This is a genomic window from Acinetobacter sp. 766875, from assembly GCF_000582055.1.
In the GTDB taxonomy this organism is placed as follows: Bacteria; Pseudomonadota; Gammaproteobacteria; order Pseudomonadales; family Moraxellaceae; genus Acinetobacter; species Acinetobacter nosocomialis.
Window position 1 is genome coordinate 1 of record NZ_JEXX01000007.1, and the last position, 18946, is coordinate 18946.

The following is an 18946-nucleotide window of genomic DNA, read 5'->3' on the forward strand; positions in this document are numbered from 1 at the left end:
TCGAACAGTTAAACGTTTAGGCAGCACACTATGGAAAAAATGGTCAGGCTATCATCGGCGAAGTTTGGTTGAAACTAAGATGCATTGCATCAAGTTATTAGGCGATAAACTCAGTGCTAGGAATTTTGACAGCCAAGTGAATGAGATCCATGCACGCGTAGCCGTATTAAATAAATTTACAGAATTAGGCAGACCTCATACCCAAGTTGTAACCTAAATTTTAGCAACTTAGGAAAACTCTGCCGTCAAAGGCTTTATGCAACAAAGCCGAGCGGATACCAAGTTTTTGAATAGCTTTTTTCAAAATTTGGGTTAATTTATTGCTCGGTATATGAATAATTTCTTTTGTCAAAATCTCTGAAATTTCATTTTGATTTCCCCAATCCAAATTAACTAACTTCTCAAAATCATAGAATAGTGGTAGCTCTGTAAACTCTTGTTCAGATAGCTCTCTCTTTATTTGTTTAGTTAATTTTTGCTTTAGAATTTGAATATGTTCAAATAAAATTTTTGCAATGCTTTCTCGAATCCCTACTTCACTAAAAGCAAATCGGAATCCACTAGCACCTCTAATTTTAGCTCTCGGAATCTTAAGGATATGAACTGCATTTTTATCATTAAAACTATATTTATCAGACACGTATAGGTCTTTAACCTTTAGTCCTGAAATTTGGATGGGTCTTCTACCAGTCGCACAAAAAACACGAATTAAAGCAGCCTCATAATAGGAAATCTTATTTTCTGCTAAATATTCGTTAGTTTTAGTGATAATTGCTTGGAATTCAAATGGGCTAAATGGGCCTTCATCTGGATCAAGAGAAAGAACGGCTGTACCTTTTTCATTCCCACCTAATCTCCATGAATCTATTAAATCGTAAATTTCATCATCTACTGAAGAGTATCCTAAATTGTAGAGTTTTTTTAAAAAGACTCTAAACTTCGCTAACTTATATTCGTACCGTTTATCATTAAAATAGTTTTTATATTCTAAAATTCCTTTTAAAGTAATTTCTGACTCTCCTGTCAAAACAGGATATTTAAGAGCATAGCGGATCATTTCTTTAGCATGTGTGCTTGAGCTATATTTAGCAAAATGTATAAAGGTATTTAAAACATCCGCCCTAACTTTCTCCGAAAATTTTGAGAGATTCAACATATTAACTGTGTGATTAATATCTAAAACCCATGTATGATCATAAATATCAACTTCAAAGCCTTTGAATGAAATAAAAGAATTTGGCGGTTTATCTAAACTATCAACTTGAAGTAATTTAGTCATTTTCATCCTCAAATTTTTCTTGAATACTTAAACCTACTTCTATAGCTCGTTTATTTTCTGCACGTCTTGAATATCTTCTCGCACTTTGTGAGTTAGGTATCCATCCCATCAGATATGCACGATCATTTTCTACTTTAAATTCAGTTGTTTTACCTGTTGCCACTAAAATTTGAGATTTCTCAGAAAATTTATCATTCCAAGTATGTCTAAATGCATGTGCATGTACATTAAATGCAACAGTTCTCGAAATTTCAGAAAAGATTTTATCAAGAGCATTGATTGAAAGTGGCTGGCCTTTATTTGATAAAATTAAATAGTCCGTAAGTTCTACATTCGGCACGGTTGACCTATAATTTAAAATATAAGTTTCTAATTTTTTCTTTAGATTTTTATTGACTGCAATTGATCGACTTCTAGTTTTCACCAAGGGTTGATATAGTCTAGAATCACTCCCATCGTGAGGGTTACGTCTTATAGTAAGATATACAGCACCATTCTTTTGGGATGTTATATCTGTAATTTTTAAATTTAATAATTCCCCTTTACGACATCCTAGATACAAAAATAGATAGATAATCAGCTCATTTCTATAAGTAATATAATCTGAAATCCAAATACGATTCTGAGTATCAGGATCAACCGCCTTTAAAATTTTATATAATTGCTCACTATCAAAGGACTTATATTCAGACTCAATATCCATGGACTTTCGAGGTCTACGAGATGTAAACAAGCGTTTTGTGTTTGTTATTGCTGATGAATGAAAATATGTCTCTAACCATCCAATATACTCAGCAAAATTAGTTAAACGCCTATATATTAATTGTTTGGACACATAGTCCTGAGTAACAACCAATTTTGCTCTAGATCGCTCTCTGTTATTACCTTTTGGAAAATTTATAATTTTTTTATTTGGAGTCATTCCATCTAATCGGCTACGACTAAAACTGGCTAAATTTGATATAGCTTCGATTTCATTTAATTCCAAAAAGTCTTTACTTTTTATCCTTTGTTCTAAGTCAATTCCTAACTTATCTAACAACTGGAAGAGTAACTTAATATCTTCCAAATTAGCTGAAATTGTATTAATTGATTGACCACGATTTCTTAAATGAATAATCGTATATAAATTTGGATAAGTCATAGGAATACCATCACTATCCAAAAGAACAGCAAATCGCTCGCCACTACTCATTACAAATCTTTTAACAGACATCATGGCTAAAATTAACAAAAAATCTAAGTATTAAATACCATAGAATATAAGTAAAAAAATTTACAGAATTATTTCTAATATCTGTAAATTTTTTATTTAATTTATTGTTAAATAATAAAAAATATTAAAATTTAACAAAATGGGGGCTATAGGGTGTACTAGAACGGTAAATCGTCGTCTAAATCAGCTGGTGCAGATGCTGGCTGTTGCGGCGCTTTAGGAGCAAAACCACCACCTTGCGGGCTGTTGCCACCATTACCGAAACCACCTTGGCCACCATAACCACCGCCATTGTTTTGACCGTAGCCGCCACCTTGGTTGTTATTTTGATAACCGCCACCTTGTTGAGGTGCATTAAAACGTGGTTGATTAAAATCATTACCGCCAGCGAAACCTTGTTCACCTTGTTGACGAGCATCTAACATTTGCATCTGGTCGCCACGGATTTCTGTAGTATAACGTTCTTGACCATTTTGGTCTGTCCACTGACGCGTACGTAATGAACCTTCGATATAAACCTTAGAACCTTTACGTAAAAACTGCTGAGCAATTTCCCCTAAACGGTTATGCAAAACAATACGGTGCCATTCTGTTTGTTCTTTACGTTCACCTGACGTTTTATCGGTCCAAACTTCACTTGTCGCGATTGAAAACTGGGTTAACGAGCCCCCATTTGGAAAAGTTTTTGTTTCAGGATCACGACCCAAAGTACCAACCAAAATAACCTTATTTACACCACGCATTAGCTGTCTTCATCCTATTCATTTCTATGTTTTACTTTATAAGAGTTATGCTTAAATGGCTACCTCTTTACCAAACAACTGCGTTAAATCACGTCGTGCAGCATCATCAAGAGACTGTTTATCGACTTTAATATAAGCAACTTGCTGGTCAGGCATCACCACAACTTCTTCAATACCACGAATTGCCAATAGCTGTGTGGTCCACTCATTCACCTGTTGCACTTGCGGCAATGGCAACACAATCGATGACAAATACCGCGGCTGAGCTAAACCAAAACTAATTAGCAGCCATATTATAGCAATCCCTGCTAAGACACTCCATCCAATCGCAGTATTATGTAACATCAATAATTGACCACCTAGTGTGCCGCCAAAAAAAGCCCCTAAAAACTGGCTACTAGCATTTACCCCCATCGCGGTGGCTTTCGACTGAATTGGAGCAGACTTTGATAACCAAGATGGTAATAATGCTTCCATCACATTAAAAGCGATAAAGAAAATACCTAAGCCTGCGAGCAAGACATATTTGGACTGATAACCAAATATCAGTAATAGCAAACCTGCAATAATGCCTGTAATTGCGGTTAAGAAAATGCCGCGCATTTTGCGGTATTTCTCAGCGATGATAATGCTCGGAAATGCAAAAAATAAACTAATCACCAAGAGTGGCAAATACACTAAACCATGGCTCGCCAAAGGAATATGCGCAAACTCGATAAGCTGTGAAGGCACATAAATAAACATGGCTGTCAGTAATAAGTGCAATGCGAAAACTGACACGTGTAAACGGTTTAAATCACCCATTTGAATGACTTGTTTAAGCTGTGCCATATAGCCTTGCTGATAATTACGATGATGGCGGGTCACTTTAGGCACCAGCAATAACATCAAAATCGCAATTAAGCCCATAATGGTTGTCACAAAGAACAAACCTGAAATACCAACAAGACTGGTGAGCCAAGGCCCTAGACTAAATGCCACCACAAAAGACAGACCAATACTCATACCCATGGCAGCCATGGCTTTAGTACGCTGCTCTTCACGTGTCACATCGGCTAAAAGCGCCATGACCACTGCCGAAACTGCCCCAGCCCCAGCGATAGCACGGCCAATAATTACGCCATAAATCGTGTCTGATAAACCCGCAATTGCTCCACCAATAGCAAAGAGTAGCAGGCCAAATACTACAAGTGGTTTACGGCTAAAACGGTCAGCCAGTAAGCTAAATGGAATTTGTAAAATAGCCTGACTTAAGCCATATATACCCACAGCCAAACCTATGAGTGCTGGAGTCGCATATTGATATGACTGCCCGACTACAGAAAAAACCGGAATAATCATGAACAGACCCAACATGCGTAGTGCAAAAATACTACTTAAAGCAAAAGTTGAGCGGCGTTCCAAAGCATTCATCATATCAATACACGTTATCAAACTAGGCAAATTATAAGCCGATTCGTTTCTAAAAATACGGGAGAGATGATTTAAAATAACGATTTCGGCTTAAAAAAATAAAGAGGCATTTAGCCTCTTTATTCTATCGAACTTTACTGAAAATTAGCTTAAGACGATTCTTGTTCACGTTTTGCATATTGGATAGATGCAATTACTGCCCATGCAATAAATGCAACACCAATGAGGCCTGTCACGACTTCTGGTATATGTAAACCTGTACCACTTGCAATCATAATGAAAGCCAATGCACCAATCGCATAATGGGCACCATGTTCTAAAAACACATAAGCGTCTAATGTGCCCTTTTCAACAAGATAAACCGTCATTGAACGAACGAACATTGCACCAATTGCAAGACCTAGCATAATCACGACAACGTCGCTGGTAATGGCAAATGCACCAATTACACCATCGAAACTAAATGATGCATCTAACACTTCAAGGTATAAGAAACCACCCAAACCAGCTTTAATCACACCAGAAGCAGCGCCTGAACCGTCTTGCATGACTGCATTACCATCTTCATCAATTTCAGGTTCGCCGCCCAATAAATGACTAAGAACTTGTACACCAATGTAAACCACAATACCCCAAACGCCAGCCATGGTTACAGCTAAACGCTCATGATCTTCAACATAGCCCGCCATTACAATTAATGCGATGAGTGCAATAAAAACCGACATTGCTGGTACATTGGCTAGGTCAGATAATTTAACTTCAAGCCATCTGAACCAATGGGTTTCTTTCTCTTCATCAAAGAAGAAGTTTAAGAAAACCAACAATAAGAATGTTCCACCAAATGCAGAAATTTCCGCATGGTGAGCCATTAAACGTTCAGAATAGGTTTTTGGATCATTGAGTGCCATTTTAGCAACTTCAATAAAGCCCATGTCGGCAGTCATAGAAACAATCAAGACAGGGAAAATCAATCGCATACCGAAAACGGCTATGAGAATACCGACTGTCAAAAAGATCATTTTCCAAAAATGATCCCATCCACGAAGTACCGATGCATTTACGACAGCATTGTCAAAAGATAATGAAACCTCCATTACAGCTAAAATTGCAGTAATAGTTAAAGCTTTAAACATGGTCGACACGCCAGCTTCAGGTCCATGGGTAAAACCCCAGTAAGCGGCGAGTGCTAAACACACCACCGTAAAAAATATCGAAAATCGGAAATGCTTCATGGATCAGACCTATACCAAGAACTAAATTTAATCTTTATTAAAAACCGCGGCTATTATATCGATAATTAACCACAAAACGATGTTGTTTTATGCCGTTATTACCTTTACTTTATCTTCATGTTTAATAAAGAAATTTATAATATTTAATTAACTTGTTAATCGTATTAAATATTTTCTTGCGATATATCTATCATTATTATTTTTGTATTTTAAAATTGATTTAAAATCGAGGTTAGCTGTCTAATTTTAAATGGAATGATTTTATGCTTTTTTCTCAAGAACTCTGGCAACGTAATTTAAATTTATATCAAAAAATTCTCGACCTGCCTTTTAATCAGGAACTTGCTAACGGTACTTTAGATAAAGAAGCTTTTTGTCATTATGTCATTCAAGATGCTCAATACTTAGTGGCCTATGGTCGCGTACTGGCTGTTGCAGCAGCAAAAGCCTTTGATGCTGACGATATTATGCAGTTTTCAGATGCAGCTAAAATTGCAATTGTGGTTGAGCGCAGTTTGCATGATGACTTTATGAAAAATTTTGGTGTCACCAAAGAAGAATTTCAAAATACACCACTGACCTTGGCAGGCCATCATTACACTTCATTTTTGACAGCAACTGCTTGGTCTGAAAGCTACCCTGTTGTACTTGCTGCACTTTTACCTTGCTTCTGGATTTATGCCGAAGTCGGTAAAGATATTGTAAGCAAATCAATTCCTAACAACCCTTACCAAGCATGGATTGATACCTACGCAGGTGAAGAATTCCATACCGCCGTTCGCAATGTGATTGCCACTGTAGACAAAGTTGCTGCACGTTGTGATGCAGATACTTTAGAGAAAATGCATGCAGCTTATACCATGGGTGCAAAACTTGAATGGTTATTTTGGGATAGCGCCTACCATCAAAGACAATGGTTAGGTTTAGATCAGATCTAAATCAAGCTGAGGCTCTGACCATTTACTTCGTTAAATGGTCAGTCTTTCATTTAACTTTGAAACAACTGCCAACCATAAATTAAACCTGCCGCAGCGACCACCCAACAAAGGGTTGCCAAGCCCAGACACGACCACATCGACACGCGTGTTGCCAGCATGTAAACCGCAACTAAATAAATGGCATAAGGAATAAGTGACCATAGACCAAACAGAGCCGTTTTTTGTAACGCTTCGGCTCCTTTTTGCTGAAAAACAATCACATGAGCAATTAAAGCAAAGGTAGGAAAAAGCGGGACTAAACCTGCAATATAAAATGCCTTACTTTTCGATAAAATCGAAATAATAAGGACAACCCCAGCCCCCAACATACACTTTAAAAATAACGCCCACATGCACTAATCCTATCTGGTTATTTCCATTTCAAAACGCTGTATTTTGCGCTTTTTAAAGAAAATTAACAGCGACTAAAGCAATCAATGCAGGAACTGCCTGAATATAAATAATCTTTTTACTGGCAGTCAGCCCGCCATAAATACCCGCAATCAGTACACAGCCTAAAAAGAAGTTAGCAATTGATGTGGCAAATGGCGCATCAGCCAATAAAGACCAGAATAAACCTGCTGCTAAAAAGCCATTATAAAGACCTTGGTTCTGTGCCATGACTTTGGTGAGTTTTGCTTTTTCGGCATTATTTCCAAAGGCTTTCATGCCATAAGGTTTGTCCCACAAAAACATCTCTAACACTAAAATATAGACATGTAATATTGCGATAAGCGCAATGAATATTTGTCCGATCATACGTTTTTCCTTTTTATTTTAAAGATATGAAAAAAGATCAGTCTCTCGACTGATCTTTTTTATGTTTTACGGCTTTAGTAATACCTTGCCTTGACGAGCACCCTGCGTTGCTTTTTGAGCAGCAGTTTTAATCTCATCAAAACTAAATACACCTTCTACAGGCAAGATTAATTTTTTCTGAGTCGCTAATGTTAGCAGCTCAACAATCAGTTCCTTTTTACGCGCGGCTGGCATTTCTTTATTGACCACACTCGCCCAGAAACCTTTTACTGTCGCTTGTTTAAAAATCAAATCGCCCGATGAAATCTGCATGGTTTCGCCAGTCATACTACCAAACGAAACGAGTAGGCTATTTTCACTAAGTAAATTCAGCATTTCACCACTTGCGCTACCACCAATCGAGTCCACACCAGCAATAAGAGGTTGGTCACCATGAATCTGTTTAACTTGCTCTTTCCAATTCGGCTGATCAGTCGCAACCACATGTTGGATGCCTAATGCTTGCATCTCGGCAATTGCATCAGTACGACGAACCAAATTAATCACAGGTAAACCACGTGCCTGTGCAATCATCGCAACCGTTTTACCTACTGCACCATTTGCCGTGTTTTGGATTAACCATTGACCCGGTTGAACGTTAACAAAGTCTAATAGCATGAGAGCACTAATTGGCATACCAATCAGTTGCGCTGCTGTTTCATCATCAATTTCATTATTTAAAGGAATAAGGCCTTGAGCTGGTGCAATAAAGTATTCAGCCCAACTTCCATGCACAGCTGCAACGGCAATACGTTGCCCTACCTGTACATGTTCAACACCTTCACCCAAGGCATCTACAATACCAACACCTTCACTACCACCAATCGCTGGTAAAGTTGGTTTATAGCCATAACTTCCTCGTACTGTCCATACATCATGATTATGGATAGGAGACATAATGGTTTTAATACGCACTTCGCCTGCTTTCGGCTCTGGCTTTGGCATATCCGCCTGCTCTAAAACGTCTACAGGTTCGCCAAAATTACGATGGATAATACTTCGCATGCTTTATTCCTCTATCGGTTTTAAGAGTTGTTGGGTGGTTTCTAAGGCTAGGTATAAATGTGCTTTGTCTTGCGACAGTTTTGTGAGTAAAGCAGCACCTAACCATAACTGATACATGACTTGCGCAGTTTTTAAAGGCTCAATATGTTTTGGAATTGAACCTTCTTGTTGACCTTCTTTAATTAGCAAAGCCAAACGTTGCGTTAGTTTGTGTACGCCTTCGTTAAGAATCTGGCGCATATCTTCTGATAAGTCCGAAACCTCGGCTGCCAGTTTCACAATTAGACAGTTTTCAGCCCAGCTACCATTTACTGGATCATCAATCCACGCCTGCCATAAGGCCATTAAACGGGCATGGGCGCTTTGCTCACCGTGCTGCCAAAGTTGTTCCATACGAACTTTATAGTCAGTCATGTATTGCTCGAGCAACGCACAGCCGAAAGCCTCTTTAGAAGCAAAGTAGTGATAGAACGACCCTTTAGGTACATCACAAGACTTTAAGATTTCTTGCAAACCAACACCGACGAACCCTTTACGTAGTACTAGCTCAAAGCTGGTATCTAGAATGTGTTGTCGTGTAGTTTCGCTTTTGTTTAATCGTTTCATACATTCATCATAAACAACTATTAGACCAGTCGTCTAGTAAAATTATGTTGCTTGTGAAAATAGGCTAAGAGTAGAAATGTAGAGTGAGGAATGTTAAAAATACAATCTGCTTATTTAAACAAATTTTGTCGATTGTCGTTTAACCGTCACAATTTGTCGCTTTAAATCATTTTGTACTACTTGAACAATTTTAAATCGTTATCATATAGGGTCTGTTGTTTATAAATAGCCATATCTCCCTGTGACTAATCAAACAACACCTAAATTTTCATCAATACATAATTGAGATGTTTTATGAGCCAAAGTCATATCCGTATTCGAGGCGCACGTACCCATAACTTAAAAAATGTGTCTCTCGATATTCCACGCGACAAATTTGTGGTGATTACGGGGCTATCAGGTTCAGGAAAATCTTCTCTTGCCTTTGATACCTTGTACGCTGAAGGACAACGCCGTTACGTCGAATCACTTTCGGCCTATGCTCGTCAGTTTTTATCGCAAATGGAAAAACCTGAAGTTGACTCGATTGAGGGTTTATCACCAGCGATTGCAATTGAGCAAAAATCTACCAGTCACAACCCACGCTCAACCGTCGGTACCATTACCGAAATTTATGACTATTTACGTTTGCTTTATGCCCGTGTCGGTACGCCTTATTGCCCTGAACACGACTTGCCTATGGTTGCGCAAACCGTTTCTGAAATGGTCGATGCAGTAAAAACGCTTGAGGAAGGTACAGCACTTATGTTGCTTGCCCCAGTGGTACGTGAGCGTAAAGGTGAATACAGCAACCTGTTCGAACAACTACAAGGTCAAGGTTTTGTTCGAGCCCGTGTAGATGGCGAAATTATTGATATTGATACGCCACCAGAACTCGACAAAAAGAAAAAACATACCATTGAAGTCGTTGTTGACCGCTTTAAAGTACGTGATGACTTAGGCAACCGTATTGCTGAATCATTTGAAACTGCACTGCGTTTAGGTGGTGATATTGCTGTTTTATCATGGATGAATGGCGAACACCCAGATCGCGTTTTTTCTGCAAAACACTCATGTCCTGAGTGTGATCGCGCAGTTGCAGAGCTTGAACCACGTTTATTTTCATTTAACAACCCATTCGGTGCCTGCCCTGTTTGTGATGGCTTAGGTACACGTAGTCATTTCAGTCCTGAAAAACTCATTCCTAACCCTGAGCTCGCAATTAGTGAAGGGGCTATTCGTGGTTGGGATCGTCAACGTCCTTATTACTATTCAATGCTGCAAAAAGTTGCCGACCACTTCGGTTTTCAACTTGATACGCCTTGGAACCAGTTAGATAAAGACACGCAAAAGAAATTTCTACAAGGTACTGGCAAAGAAAAAATCGATTTAAGTTATATCGATGAACGCGGCCGTAAACATACACGCGTACAACCTTTTGAAGGAATTTTGCCACACCTTGAGCGTCGCTACCGTGAAACTGAAAGTAACTATGTACGTGATGATTTAGCTCAATATTTATCTAATGCAGCATGTGATGCATGTGGTGGTTCACGTCTAAATGAAATTTCACGGCATGTTCGTGTAAAAGATAAAACCATTGCAGACATTACCCGCATGTCGATTGGCGATGCAGAAAGCTATTATCAAGATTTAAATCTTGAAGGTGCTAAAGGCGAAATTGCCGATAAAATCTTTAAAGAGATTCGTGAGCGTCTGCACTTCTTGGTGAGTGTTGGTCTGAACTATTTAAGTCTGGCTCGTTCTGCCGAAACACTATCGGGTGGTGAAGCTCAGCGTATCCGTTTAGCCTCGCAAATTGGTGCAGGTTTAATGGGTGTCATGTATGTCCTTGATGAACCATCAATTGGTCTCCATCAACGTGATAATGACCGTTTATTACAAACGCTAATTCGCTTACGTGATTTGGGCAATACAGTATTAGTCGTTGAACACGATGAAGATGCAATCCGTGCAGCTGACCATATTATTGATATCGGCCCGGGTGCTGGGGTACATGGTGGCGTTGTCATTGCTGAAGGAACTTATGAGGAGCTGGCTAAACATGCCGACTCTCTTACAGGTCAATACCTTTCAGGCAAGCTTAAAATTGAGGTGCCAAAAAAACGTACTCAATCGCCACGTCCAGATGAATTCATCAAGCTTTCAGGTGCATCAGGCCATAACTTAAAAAATGTCGATTTAACTATTCCACTTGGCATTATGACTTGTGTGACTGGGGTTTCAGGTTCGGGTAAATCAACACTGATTAACCGTACGTTACTACCACTGGCTGCAACACAGCTTAATGGTGCAACAACCTTAACAGCTGAAAAGTTCGACTCGATTGATGGTCTACAACACCTTGATAAAGTCGTTGATATTGACCAAAGCCCAATTGGCCGTACACCACGTTCTAACCCTGCAACGTACACAGGGCTATTTACACCAATTCGTGAGTTATTTGCTCAAACCCCAGAGGCGAAAGCCCGTGGTTATAGCGCTGGTCGTTTCTCGTTTAACGTGAAAGGCGGACGCTGTGAAGCCTGTGAAGGCGACGGCATGATTAAAGTCGCGATGCATTTCTTACCAGACATGTATGTACCTTGCGATGCTTGTCATGGTAAACGCTATAACCGTGAAACACTTGAAGTGGGCTATAAAGGCAAAAACATTTCTGATGTTTTAGAAATGACGGTTGAAGATGCTGCTGAGTTCTTTAGTGCTATTCCAGTCATTCACCGCCGCTTAGAAACCTTAACTCAGGTCGGTTTAGGCTATATTCGTTTAGGTCAGGCTGCTACGACCTTATCTGGTGGTGAAGCTCAACGTGTAAAACTCGCACGTGAGTTAGCAAAACGTGATACGGGTAAAACGCTCTATATCTTGGATGAACCAACAACAGGTCTGCACTTCCACGATATTGCCAAGCTACTCGATATTTTGCATGAGCTACGCAACAAGGGTAATACTATTGTGGTGATTGAACATAACCTTGATGTGATTAAAACAGCGGACTGGGTTGTGGACTTAGGCCCTGAAGGTGGCTCAGGTGGTGGGCAAATTATTGCTGAAGGTACACCTGAACAAGTCGCTGAGGTCGAGATTTCCCATACGGGTCGTTTCTTGAAACCGATGTTGAAGCAATAAAACAAAAAAGCCGGAAAGTGATTTCCGGCTTTTTTATCCCTCTACAACATTTCGTCCCCGAGCTTTAGCTCTTAAGAGTGAACGGTCTGCTTTTTCTAACAACTCCATCCAGCTGGTCGCTCCAATCGCAAACCCTATACTGACTGATACATGTAATTTTTCATTTGAGCCAGATAAATTAATTTCTTCTAAAGCAATCGCAATACGAATTTTTTCCGCCAATAGACGCGCATCTAAAAACGGCACCTGTTCTAATAAAATTAAAAACTCATCACCACCATAACGCACAATTAGATCAGAAGCGCGTACATTTGCTTTCAATTGATCGGTAATACGCTTAATCACTTGGTCACCAACAATATGACCATATTGATCATTCACATCTTTAAAGCGATCTATATCAATAATCATTAAACAGGTTTGTGAAAACTTTTGAGGATAGCTCTCAACAATTTTTAAATACTCAGATAAAGCCAAACGGTTGGATACACCAGTTAACGGGTCTGTATTGGCAATATTTTTAAGTTGGAATTCAAACGCATCTCGCTGCTTAAGCATTCTTTGCAAACGGTCAATCGCTTCAAACAGTGAAATGAACTCACCTTTTTTAGGGTTCAATTCATCTACCGGATAATCTTTGCTATGAGACAAATCAAGAATTAAGGTACGAGCTTGAATAAGAGGCTCAAATACTCGTCTCTTTGCATAAATTAAGGTAAGTAAAGCAGCTGCTAACGATATGCTAGAAATAAGCAAAGTAAGAAAGAATTTCTTTTTTGCCAAATAGTTTTCTTGAGATGCAATCAAGACACTTTTATTAAGTAGAAAATTTTGTAAATCAATAACTGTTGTAAATTTATCAACGATTTGGTCTGTAAGTTCAGTTCCATTTAAATGGTAAGCCTCATGCTTCTGGCTTTCTTCTAAAAGTTGACCAACAATAGGCACACCTTTATCTAAAAATTCAGTTTTAACTCTTGCATAAAGGCGATGATATTCAGGAGTCTTGGCTTGCTCAGACTGTAGCGTATCTACAAGTGCCCATAAGTAACGGGCTTGCTGTTGAGTCTGCAAAGAACGCGCCCGATTATCATTAGGAATCGTTTCTTTAAATGTCACTGGCGCAATAACATTAGATGCAGTACGACCGGCCTGATCACGCATGTCAGTTAAAACCACAATCAAAGTAAAATAGTTATTAATTTGGCTATCTTTACTTTTTAGCTGCAACATAAGCTTTTGCAAAATTTCCCGACAACTATCCCAAGCACCAAACATACCCAAAATGGCATTATCAAATTGCACAGAGGTTCTTGCCTGTTCAGGTGTTGCGGCATAATAGTCGACTACAGCCCGCGCCTGTTTCAAATCATCTTTAAATTTAGTATCTAAAATACGTGCTAAATCGGAATAACCCTCTTCTTCTAAAATACGAATAGTTTCATTAATTTGCTGATCGACAGTAAGCCGATACTCTAATAACTTCTTCTGATTTTTTAAAAAGTCGGCAGCGTTACTCGACATTAATTTATTTGCTGGCGCACGTTCTTTAGATACTTTATTTGCCACTTCAGCAATAGACTTTATGCTTTTGATTTCAACCAACGCTTGTTTAGTTTTTAAATATTCTTGATAACTGCTGACAATAAGAGGCACAGCCATAAACAGTAAGGACAGAATAATGACCAACATAAAGAAAAATAGTCGATTACTGATATGTTCTGAACGTAATCCTGACATTTCTAGCTGGTACTCCGTAAATGCCCTACCATCATCACTACTATAAAATGAAGTAATTAACCCGCATCCTAGCACTTTAATGAGCAGAAGTTCAGCAACAAAGTTTGAATAACGCAATATAGGTCTTCATCGTTTGTATTTCATGAAAATCTGATCGAAAGAGCAAATGATGGCTATAGCAAAACTCCATTTTACAGCTGAAGTAAATTTCGCAATTCTATAGTTAGCTTCTTTTTCCTCTTGGATGCCTCTCCCAGCATCCGAAACCCAGCTCTAAGCTGGGTTCTTTTTTATACAAACCAAAAAGAAGAAATTTCATGTAATTTTTTTAATAAATGTTAATGTTTTCTTATAGATAAAAAAAAGCTCAACCTTGGGGAAAGCTGAGCTCGTAAAGTCTGATGTGATAACACATCGTATCTGGGGAAGTACTACCAACTATAAAAATGTTAGATAGTGAACTTTGCAATTGAATTGTGTGACTTATCTCTAATTTTGTAAAGTTGATTAAATTGATCAGAATTAATTTTTTAATCGTTTTTTTGATTTAAAAATGTTTTTTTTTAGCCTTATTCAATTATATAATTATTTTAAATAGATAGATTATTTAGATAAACTTATCAAAATAATGATAACTATTCCTCAAAATATATGAAAATTGAAACAAGAATAATATTCGAACGACTATTTATTAAACGAATCGACAAATTTATGAACGTTAAATCCGATCAATAAAATCATTTTTTCCAATTATAAATGTAATTATTTTGAAACTATTTAAAGGCAAATCCTTATGAATGTTAAGGTTTAGCTTCTTGTTAATGTTCATTTTTTTAGCAGGTTGACATAAGACACTCTGATTGTTTATTTTTTAAACATTTTTAACATAAGTGTCAAATTTCCTTAACATTACGTTTCATCTATTATTGACTTCATAAATTGTTACAATACAATGACCCCAGCTTTATCTCTTGTTAATGCTGGAAATGATTATGAAAAAACTTGGTTTAGCCACTGCTGTATTATTAGCCATGACCGGTGCTCATGCTTATCAATTTGAAGTTCAAGGTCAATCTGAATATGTTGACACAACTGCAAACGATAAGAACTACACTGGTGACGTTGCTGGTACATTCTATTTGAAAAATGTTGATACAGCTAAGGGTCCTTTAGCTGAAGCAGCTTTCTTAAACCAAGCTTCTAGCGTGTCTTTAGGTTACAGCTATCAACAATATGACCAAAACAACGGTTTAAACTACCGTGTAGGTACATACGGCGTTAAAGGTGAGGCTTACGTTCCAACTCCTTACCTTCCTGTATACGCTAGCGCTACTTATAACCACACTGACGTTGACGGTAAAAACGCGATTTCTCGTGATGACCAAGGCGACCGTTATGCTTTAGAAGTTGGTGCAATGTTGTTACCTAACTTCTTGATGGCTGTTGGTTATACAAGCGTAGCTAACCAATTTGCTTTAGATAACTTCGGTATCATGGGCAACGGTATCTACTCTGCTGTTAACCAAACTGCTGCAATCCAAAACGATCAAGATGCTGTTACAGCTCGTGCTAAATATGTAGGTCCAATCGACGGAACTAACATGGCAATCGGTTTTGAAGCTGCTGGTGCTTTCGGTCAAGAAAACCAATACGGTTTAAAAACTGACCTTTACTTAACTCCTAAGTTAAGTGTTGGTGCTGCATTCATCGGTAACGACGGCGTAGCAAACATCAAAGGTAATGACCTTGGTGAATTCCGCCAAGCTTGGGGTGGTAACGTAAACTACTTCATCACTCCTGCTCTTGCAGTTGGTGCGTCTTACATGAAAGCTGACGTTAAAAAGTCTAGCTACGACACACAAACTATCGGCTTAAATGCTAAATTCCGTTTCTAATTTAATTTAGAAATTGAATTAAAAAAAAGGACTCAATTGAGTCCTTTTTTTATGGCTATTAACTACGTACGATATTTAAGAAATGTAAATGACGTTCGTACTGATCAATAATATCCTGAATCAAATCTTCCTGCGTCCAGTCCATTACATCGTAGTTCTGCCCACCCTCTCTCAAAAATACTTCGGCTTGGAAATATTGACCATCTTCTGTTTCCGTACGACCAATTAAAAAACTTGGTGGTACTGTTTCACGTGAAACAACTTTATAAATAAAATTAATTTCATGATGATGATCGACTCGAAGCTGCATACCATCTTCAACTTCACTAATTGAAACTTCAAGATGACGACGTCTAAACTCATGCTGAATATTTTCAAAAGCTCGTGAAACCTGCTTTTCAATATATTGCTTCACCTCTTCTTCACTATGAGGATAATGCATGATCAAACCTAATCGTTGTTGCCAACTTCTCGGGTTATGAATAGCACGTGGGGTAATACGAGCTTCCTGAATTGCTTGCATTTTCGTGACATCAAGATGCAAAGCTTTTATTAACCCCCAACTCATCAAGAGCATGACTACAGTAAACGGCAACGCACTCATAATAATTGAAGACTGCAGTGCAGCAAGACCTCCAACCAAGAGTAAAATAATAGCCAGCACTGCCATCAACACTGTCCAGAACAGACGCTGCCAAGTTGGTGAATTTTCAGTTTTTGCTGTTAAGTAGTCAGTAACGAGTGCTCCCGAGTCCGCAGAAGTCACGAAGAATAAAACCACTAAAATAGTGGCCAGAATATTCATGACACCTGACCATGGCAAGTGCCCTAAAAACTCAAATAGAGCAACTGAGGAGTCTTGCTGGACAGCCTGAATGAGAGTGGTTTGATGTTCATGAATAATGCTAAATAACGCGGCATTTCCTAAAAAGCCCATCCAAATGATGGTAAAGCCTGTCGGAATAAGAAGAACACCTACAATAAACTCACGAATGGTACGACCACGGGAAACCCTTGCGATAAACATACCCACAAATGGTGACCATGAAATCCACCAAGCCCAATATAAAATGGTCCATCCCCCAATCCATCCATTTGGCTGATAAGCATATAAATTGAATGTCATGGTGAAAAGGTTAGATATATATTGCCCAGTATTTTGAATAGTGGTCTGAAGTAAATAAATACTAGGGCCAGCGATAAAAACAAATACTAATAATATTAAAGCTAAGACTAAGTTTAGCTCTGATAAGCGTTTAACCCCTTTATCTAAACCTAAGAACACAGATAATGAGGCTAAAATACTCACAAAAATAATAAGTAGAACTTGAATATTGGTACTTTGCTCGACACCAAATAAATAATGTAAACCAGAGTTAATTTGGGTGACACCAAATCCGAGAGAAGTCGCTACACCAAATACCGTACCAATGGTCGCAAATATATCGATACTGTCGCCCCACGGCCCATAAATCTTTTTACCAATGAGGGGGTAAAGGGCTGAGCGGGTCTTTAACGGTAAATTATGACGATAAGCAAAATAAGCTAATGCTAAACCGACCACAGCATAAATTGCCCATGCGTGTAAGCCCCAGTGGAAAAAAGTCACACGTAGAGCTTGCTGAGCTGCATCAATTGTCTGCGCATCTCCACTTGGTGGATTTACATAGTGCATGACAGGTTCAGCAACACCGAAGAACATTAAGCCAATACCCATACCGGCAGTAAACAGCATGGCAAACCATGAACCATTACTATATTCAGGCTGGCTATGGTCAGGACCTAATTTAATCCGACCTATCGCAGAACAGGCAATATAAATGAGTAAAATAAGAAAGAATGCAACTGATAGAACATAGAACCAGCTAAATGAATCGGTGATCCACTGCTTTAACTGTTGCGTTAAAAGTTCAAAAGAACTCGGAGCGATCACGACAACTGCTAGGAACAAAGCAATAATAATGACCGTACCCAAAAAGACATTGGGATTAACATTTGCGAACCAACTCGTTTGTTTGGAAGGCATAAATCCTCCATGTTATTTTAATGAAAAGTGACAGGCATGAAGCCAATAAAGACATTCAGGAATGAACAAAGTTATATCTTTCAATAGAGAAAGCCGATCATACTGTAAACAAACTTAATTAATATTGCAGTTACAAAGGTGTAAATAAATTAAAACACCTCCTTCTTTATTTATCAGAATTCTTTTTAGGGGAGTGTGAAATATACTGTAAAGCGATCAAACGCGTAACAATTAATGCCAAGTACATAACACCACAAAACATTTGCAACATCGCTAGAACACGTGCTGGTGGACTAAGGGGCATGAGGTCAGACAATCCTGTCGCTGACTGCAAACTAAAGCTTAAAAATAATAGATCTAGCCAAGTTTGTAAGTGATAAACATGGTTTGGATTTTGGAAGCTATTTGGAATTAGCAACTGACAAATGTTGTATAAAAAAGCAAATCCCCAAGCAATTAAGGTAAAAACAGCTGCTGCTGCAAACAGCTCATCTCGTGTCAAATATCGGTCAGCAAACATATAACGAAATAACCCATAAGCTGCCGAGAAGTAAGCTAAAGCTTCACAGCTGTGAGCAAAAATCTGGATGGTTAAATTGCTGTAGCCCAATAAAATAAACACTGACGATATAATTGCGCCACTTACAAAGGTAAGTCCTAAAAAGGTAAACATAGGTGTTTGACGAATCACTTTAGCAATAATGAGTAAAGCAAGTACTCCTAATGCCCAAGTTAAGGTTCTATAAACCTCATTATCAAAAGTCAGCATAGCCAGAATAAGTAAAATGAATTGCACAAACAGCAACCATGCAGAAGGCAATAATCGAAAGCTCGCCCAGAACTCGATAATAGATCGCATTTAATTATTTTCCATTTTTTCATTATGT

At 38.4% G+C, this 18946-nt stretch carries 14 protein-coding genes and 2 pseudogenes; 4 read left to right on the plus strand and 12 right to left on the minus strand.

Going from position 1 to position 18946, the window contains the following annotated elements:
* A pseudogene (locus J576_RS08205) lies at positions 1-217 on the plus strand (IS5/IS1182 family transposase); the annotation flags it as partial.
* A gap of 51 nt (positions 218-268) precedes the next feature.
* On the opposite strand, the pseudogene J576_RS08210 reads toward J576_RS08205, so the two are convergent.
* The 5 genes and pseudogenes from J576_RS08210 to J576_RS08230 form a co-directional block, all read right to left on the minus strand.
* A pseudogene (locus tag J576_RS08210) lies at positions 269-1279 on the minus strand (site-specific integrase); the annotation flags it as partial.
* Positions 1272-2498 carry a site-specific integrase gene (locus tag J576_RS08215; RefSeq protein WP_002147669.1) on the minus strand — a complete coding sequence of 409 codons (1227 nt, stop codon included), beginning with the start codon at positions 2496-2498 and terminating at the stop codon, positions 1272-1274. The pseudogene J576_RS08210 and the gene J576_RS08215, both read right to left, overlap by 8 nt.
* 155 nt (positions 2499-2653) lie before the next feature.
* On the minus strand, positions 2654-3238 hold the full coding sequence (gene ssb / locus J576_RS08220) for a single-stranded DNA-binding protein (protein WP_002053972.1): 585 nt from the start codon (positions 3236-3238) through the stop codon (positions 2654-2656).
* A gap of 51 nt (positions 3239-3289) precedes the next feature.
* Positions 3290-4654 (minus strand): MFS transporter, encoded by a 1365-nt coding sequence (locus tag J576_RS08225; RefSeq protein ID WP_004711530.1) that lies wholly within the window; start codon positions 4652-4654, stop codon positions 3290-3292.
* A gap of 146 nt (positions 4655-4800) precedes the next feature.
* On the minus strand, positions 4801-5883 hold the full coding sequence (locus J576_RS08230) for a DUF475 domain-containing protein (RefSeq protein WP_002054048.1): 1083 nt from the start codon (positions 5881-5883) through the stop codon (positions 4801-4803).
* Between the two features lie 263 nt (positions 5884-6146).
* Here J576_RS08230 and tenA point away from each other — a divergent pair, with 263 nt between their 5' ends.
* Positions 6147-6821: a thiaminase II gene (gene tenA, locus J576_RS08235; protein WP_000899420.1), complete on the plus strand. Its 675-nt coding sequence runs from the start codon at positions 6147-6149 to the stop codon at positions 6819-6821.
* A 50-nt stretch (positions 6822-6871) separates the two neighbouring features.
* Here tenA and J576_RS08240 read toward each other — a convergent pair whose 3' ends face one another.
* The 4 genes from J576_RS08240 to J576_RS08255 all read right to left on the minus strand — a co-directional run bounded on the left by J576_RS08240 (position 6872) and on the right by J576_RS08255 (position 9269).
* Positions 6872-7213, minus strand: coding sequence for a GlpM family protein (locus J576_RS08240; protein WP_002053924.1), 342 nt, complete (start codon positions 7211-7213; stop codon positions 6872-6874).
* 52 nt (positions 7214-7265) lie between these two features.
* Entirely contained in the window at positions 7266-7619 is a 354-nt protein-coding gene (locus tag J576_RS08245) for a DUF1304 domain-containing protein (protein WP_002053763.1), read from the minus strand.
* Between the two features lie 66 nt (positions 7620-7685).
* A complete protein-coding gene (locus tag J576_RS08250) occupies positions 7686-8663 on the minus strand; it encodes a zinc-binding dehydrogenase (RefSeq protein WP_002053831.1) in 978 nt (325 codons plus the stop codon).
* 3 nt (positions 8664-8666) lie between these two features.
* Positions 8667-9269 carry a TetR/AcrR family transcriptional regulator gene (locus J576_RS08255; RefSeq protein WP_002053780.1) on the minus strand — a complete coding sequence of 201 codons (603 nt, stop codon included), beginning with the start codon at positions 9267-9269 and terminating at the stop codon, positions 8667-8669.
* A 294-nt stretch (positions 9270-9563) separates the two neighbouring features.
* Between J576_RS08255 and uvrA the strand changes: the two genes are divergently transcribed.
* A complete protein-coding gene (uvrA, locus tag J576_RS08260) occupies positions 9564-12398 on the plus strand; it encodes an excinuclease ABC subunit UvrA (protein WP_002054052.1) in 2835 nt (944 codons plus the stop codon).
* 33 nt (positions 12399-12431) lie between these two features.
* Here the strand turns inward: uvrA and J576_RS08265 are convergent, their stop codons facing one another.
* A complete protein-coding gene (locus tag J576_RS08265; protein ID WP_002054006.1) occupies positions 12432-14138 on the minus strand; it encodes a GGDEF domain-containing protein in 1707 nt (568 codons plus the stop codon).
* Positions 14139-15130: 992 nt separating this feature from the next.
* Between J576_RS08265 and omp33-36 the strand changes: the two genes are divergently transcribed.
* Positions 15131-16033, plus strand: coding sequence for a porin Omp33-36 (gene omp33-36, locus J576_RS08270; RefSeq protein WP_002054064.1), 903 nt, complete (start codon positions 15131-15133; stop codon positions 16031-16033).
* A 58-nt stretch (positions 16034-16091) separates the two neighbouring features.
* On the opposite strand, the gene J576_RS08275 is transcribed toward omp33-36, so the two are convergent.
* Together J576_RS08275 and J576_RS08280 are read right to left on the minus strand one after the other, a co-directional pair.
* Positions 16092-18059 (minus strand): glycine betaine transporter, encoded by a 1968-nt coding sequence (locus tag J576_RS08275; protein WP_002053964.1) that lies wholly within the window; start codon positions 18057-18059, stop codon positions 16092-16094.
* A 166-nt stretch (positions 18060-18225) separates the two neighbouring features.
* On the minus strand, positions 18226-18918 hold the full coding sequence (locus J576_RS08280; protein WP_002054032.1) for an ion channel: 693 nt from the start codon (positions 18916-18918) through the stop codon (positions 18226-18228).
* Positions 18919-18946: the final 28 nt, after the last annotated feature.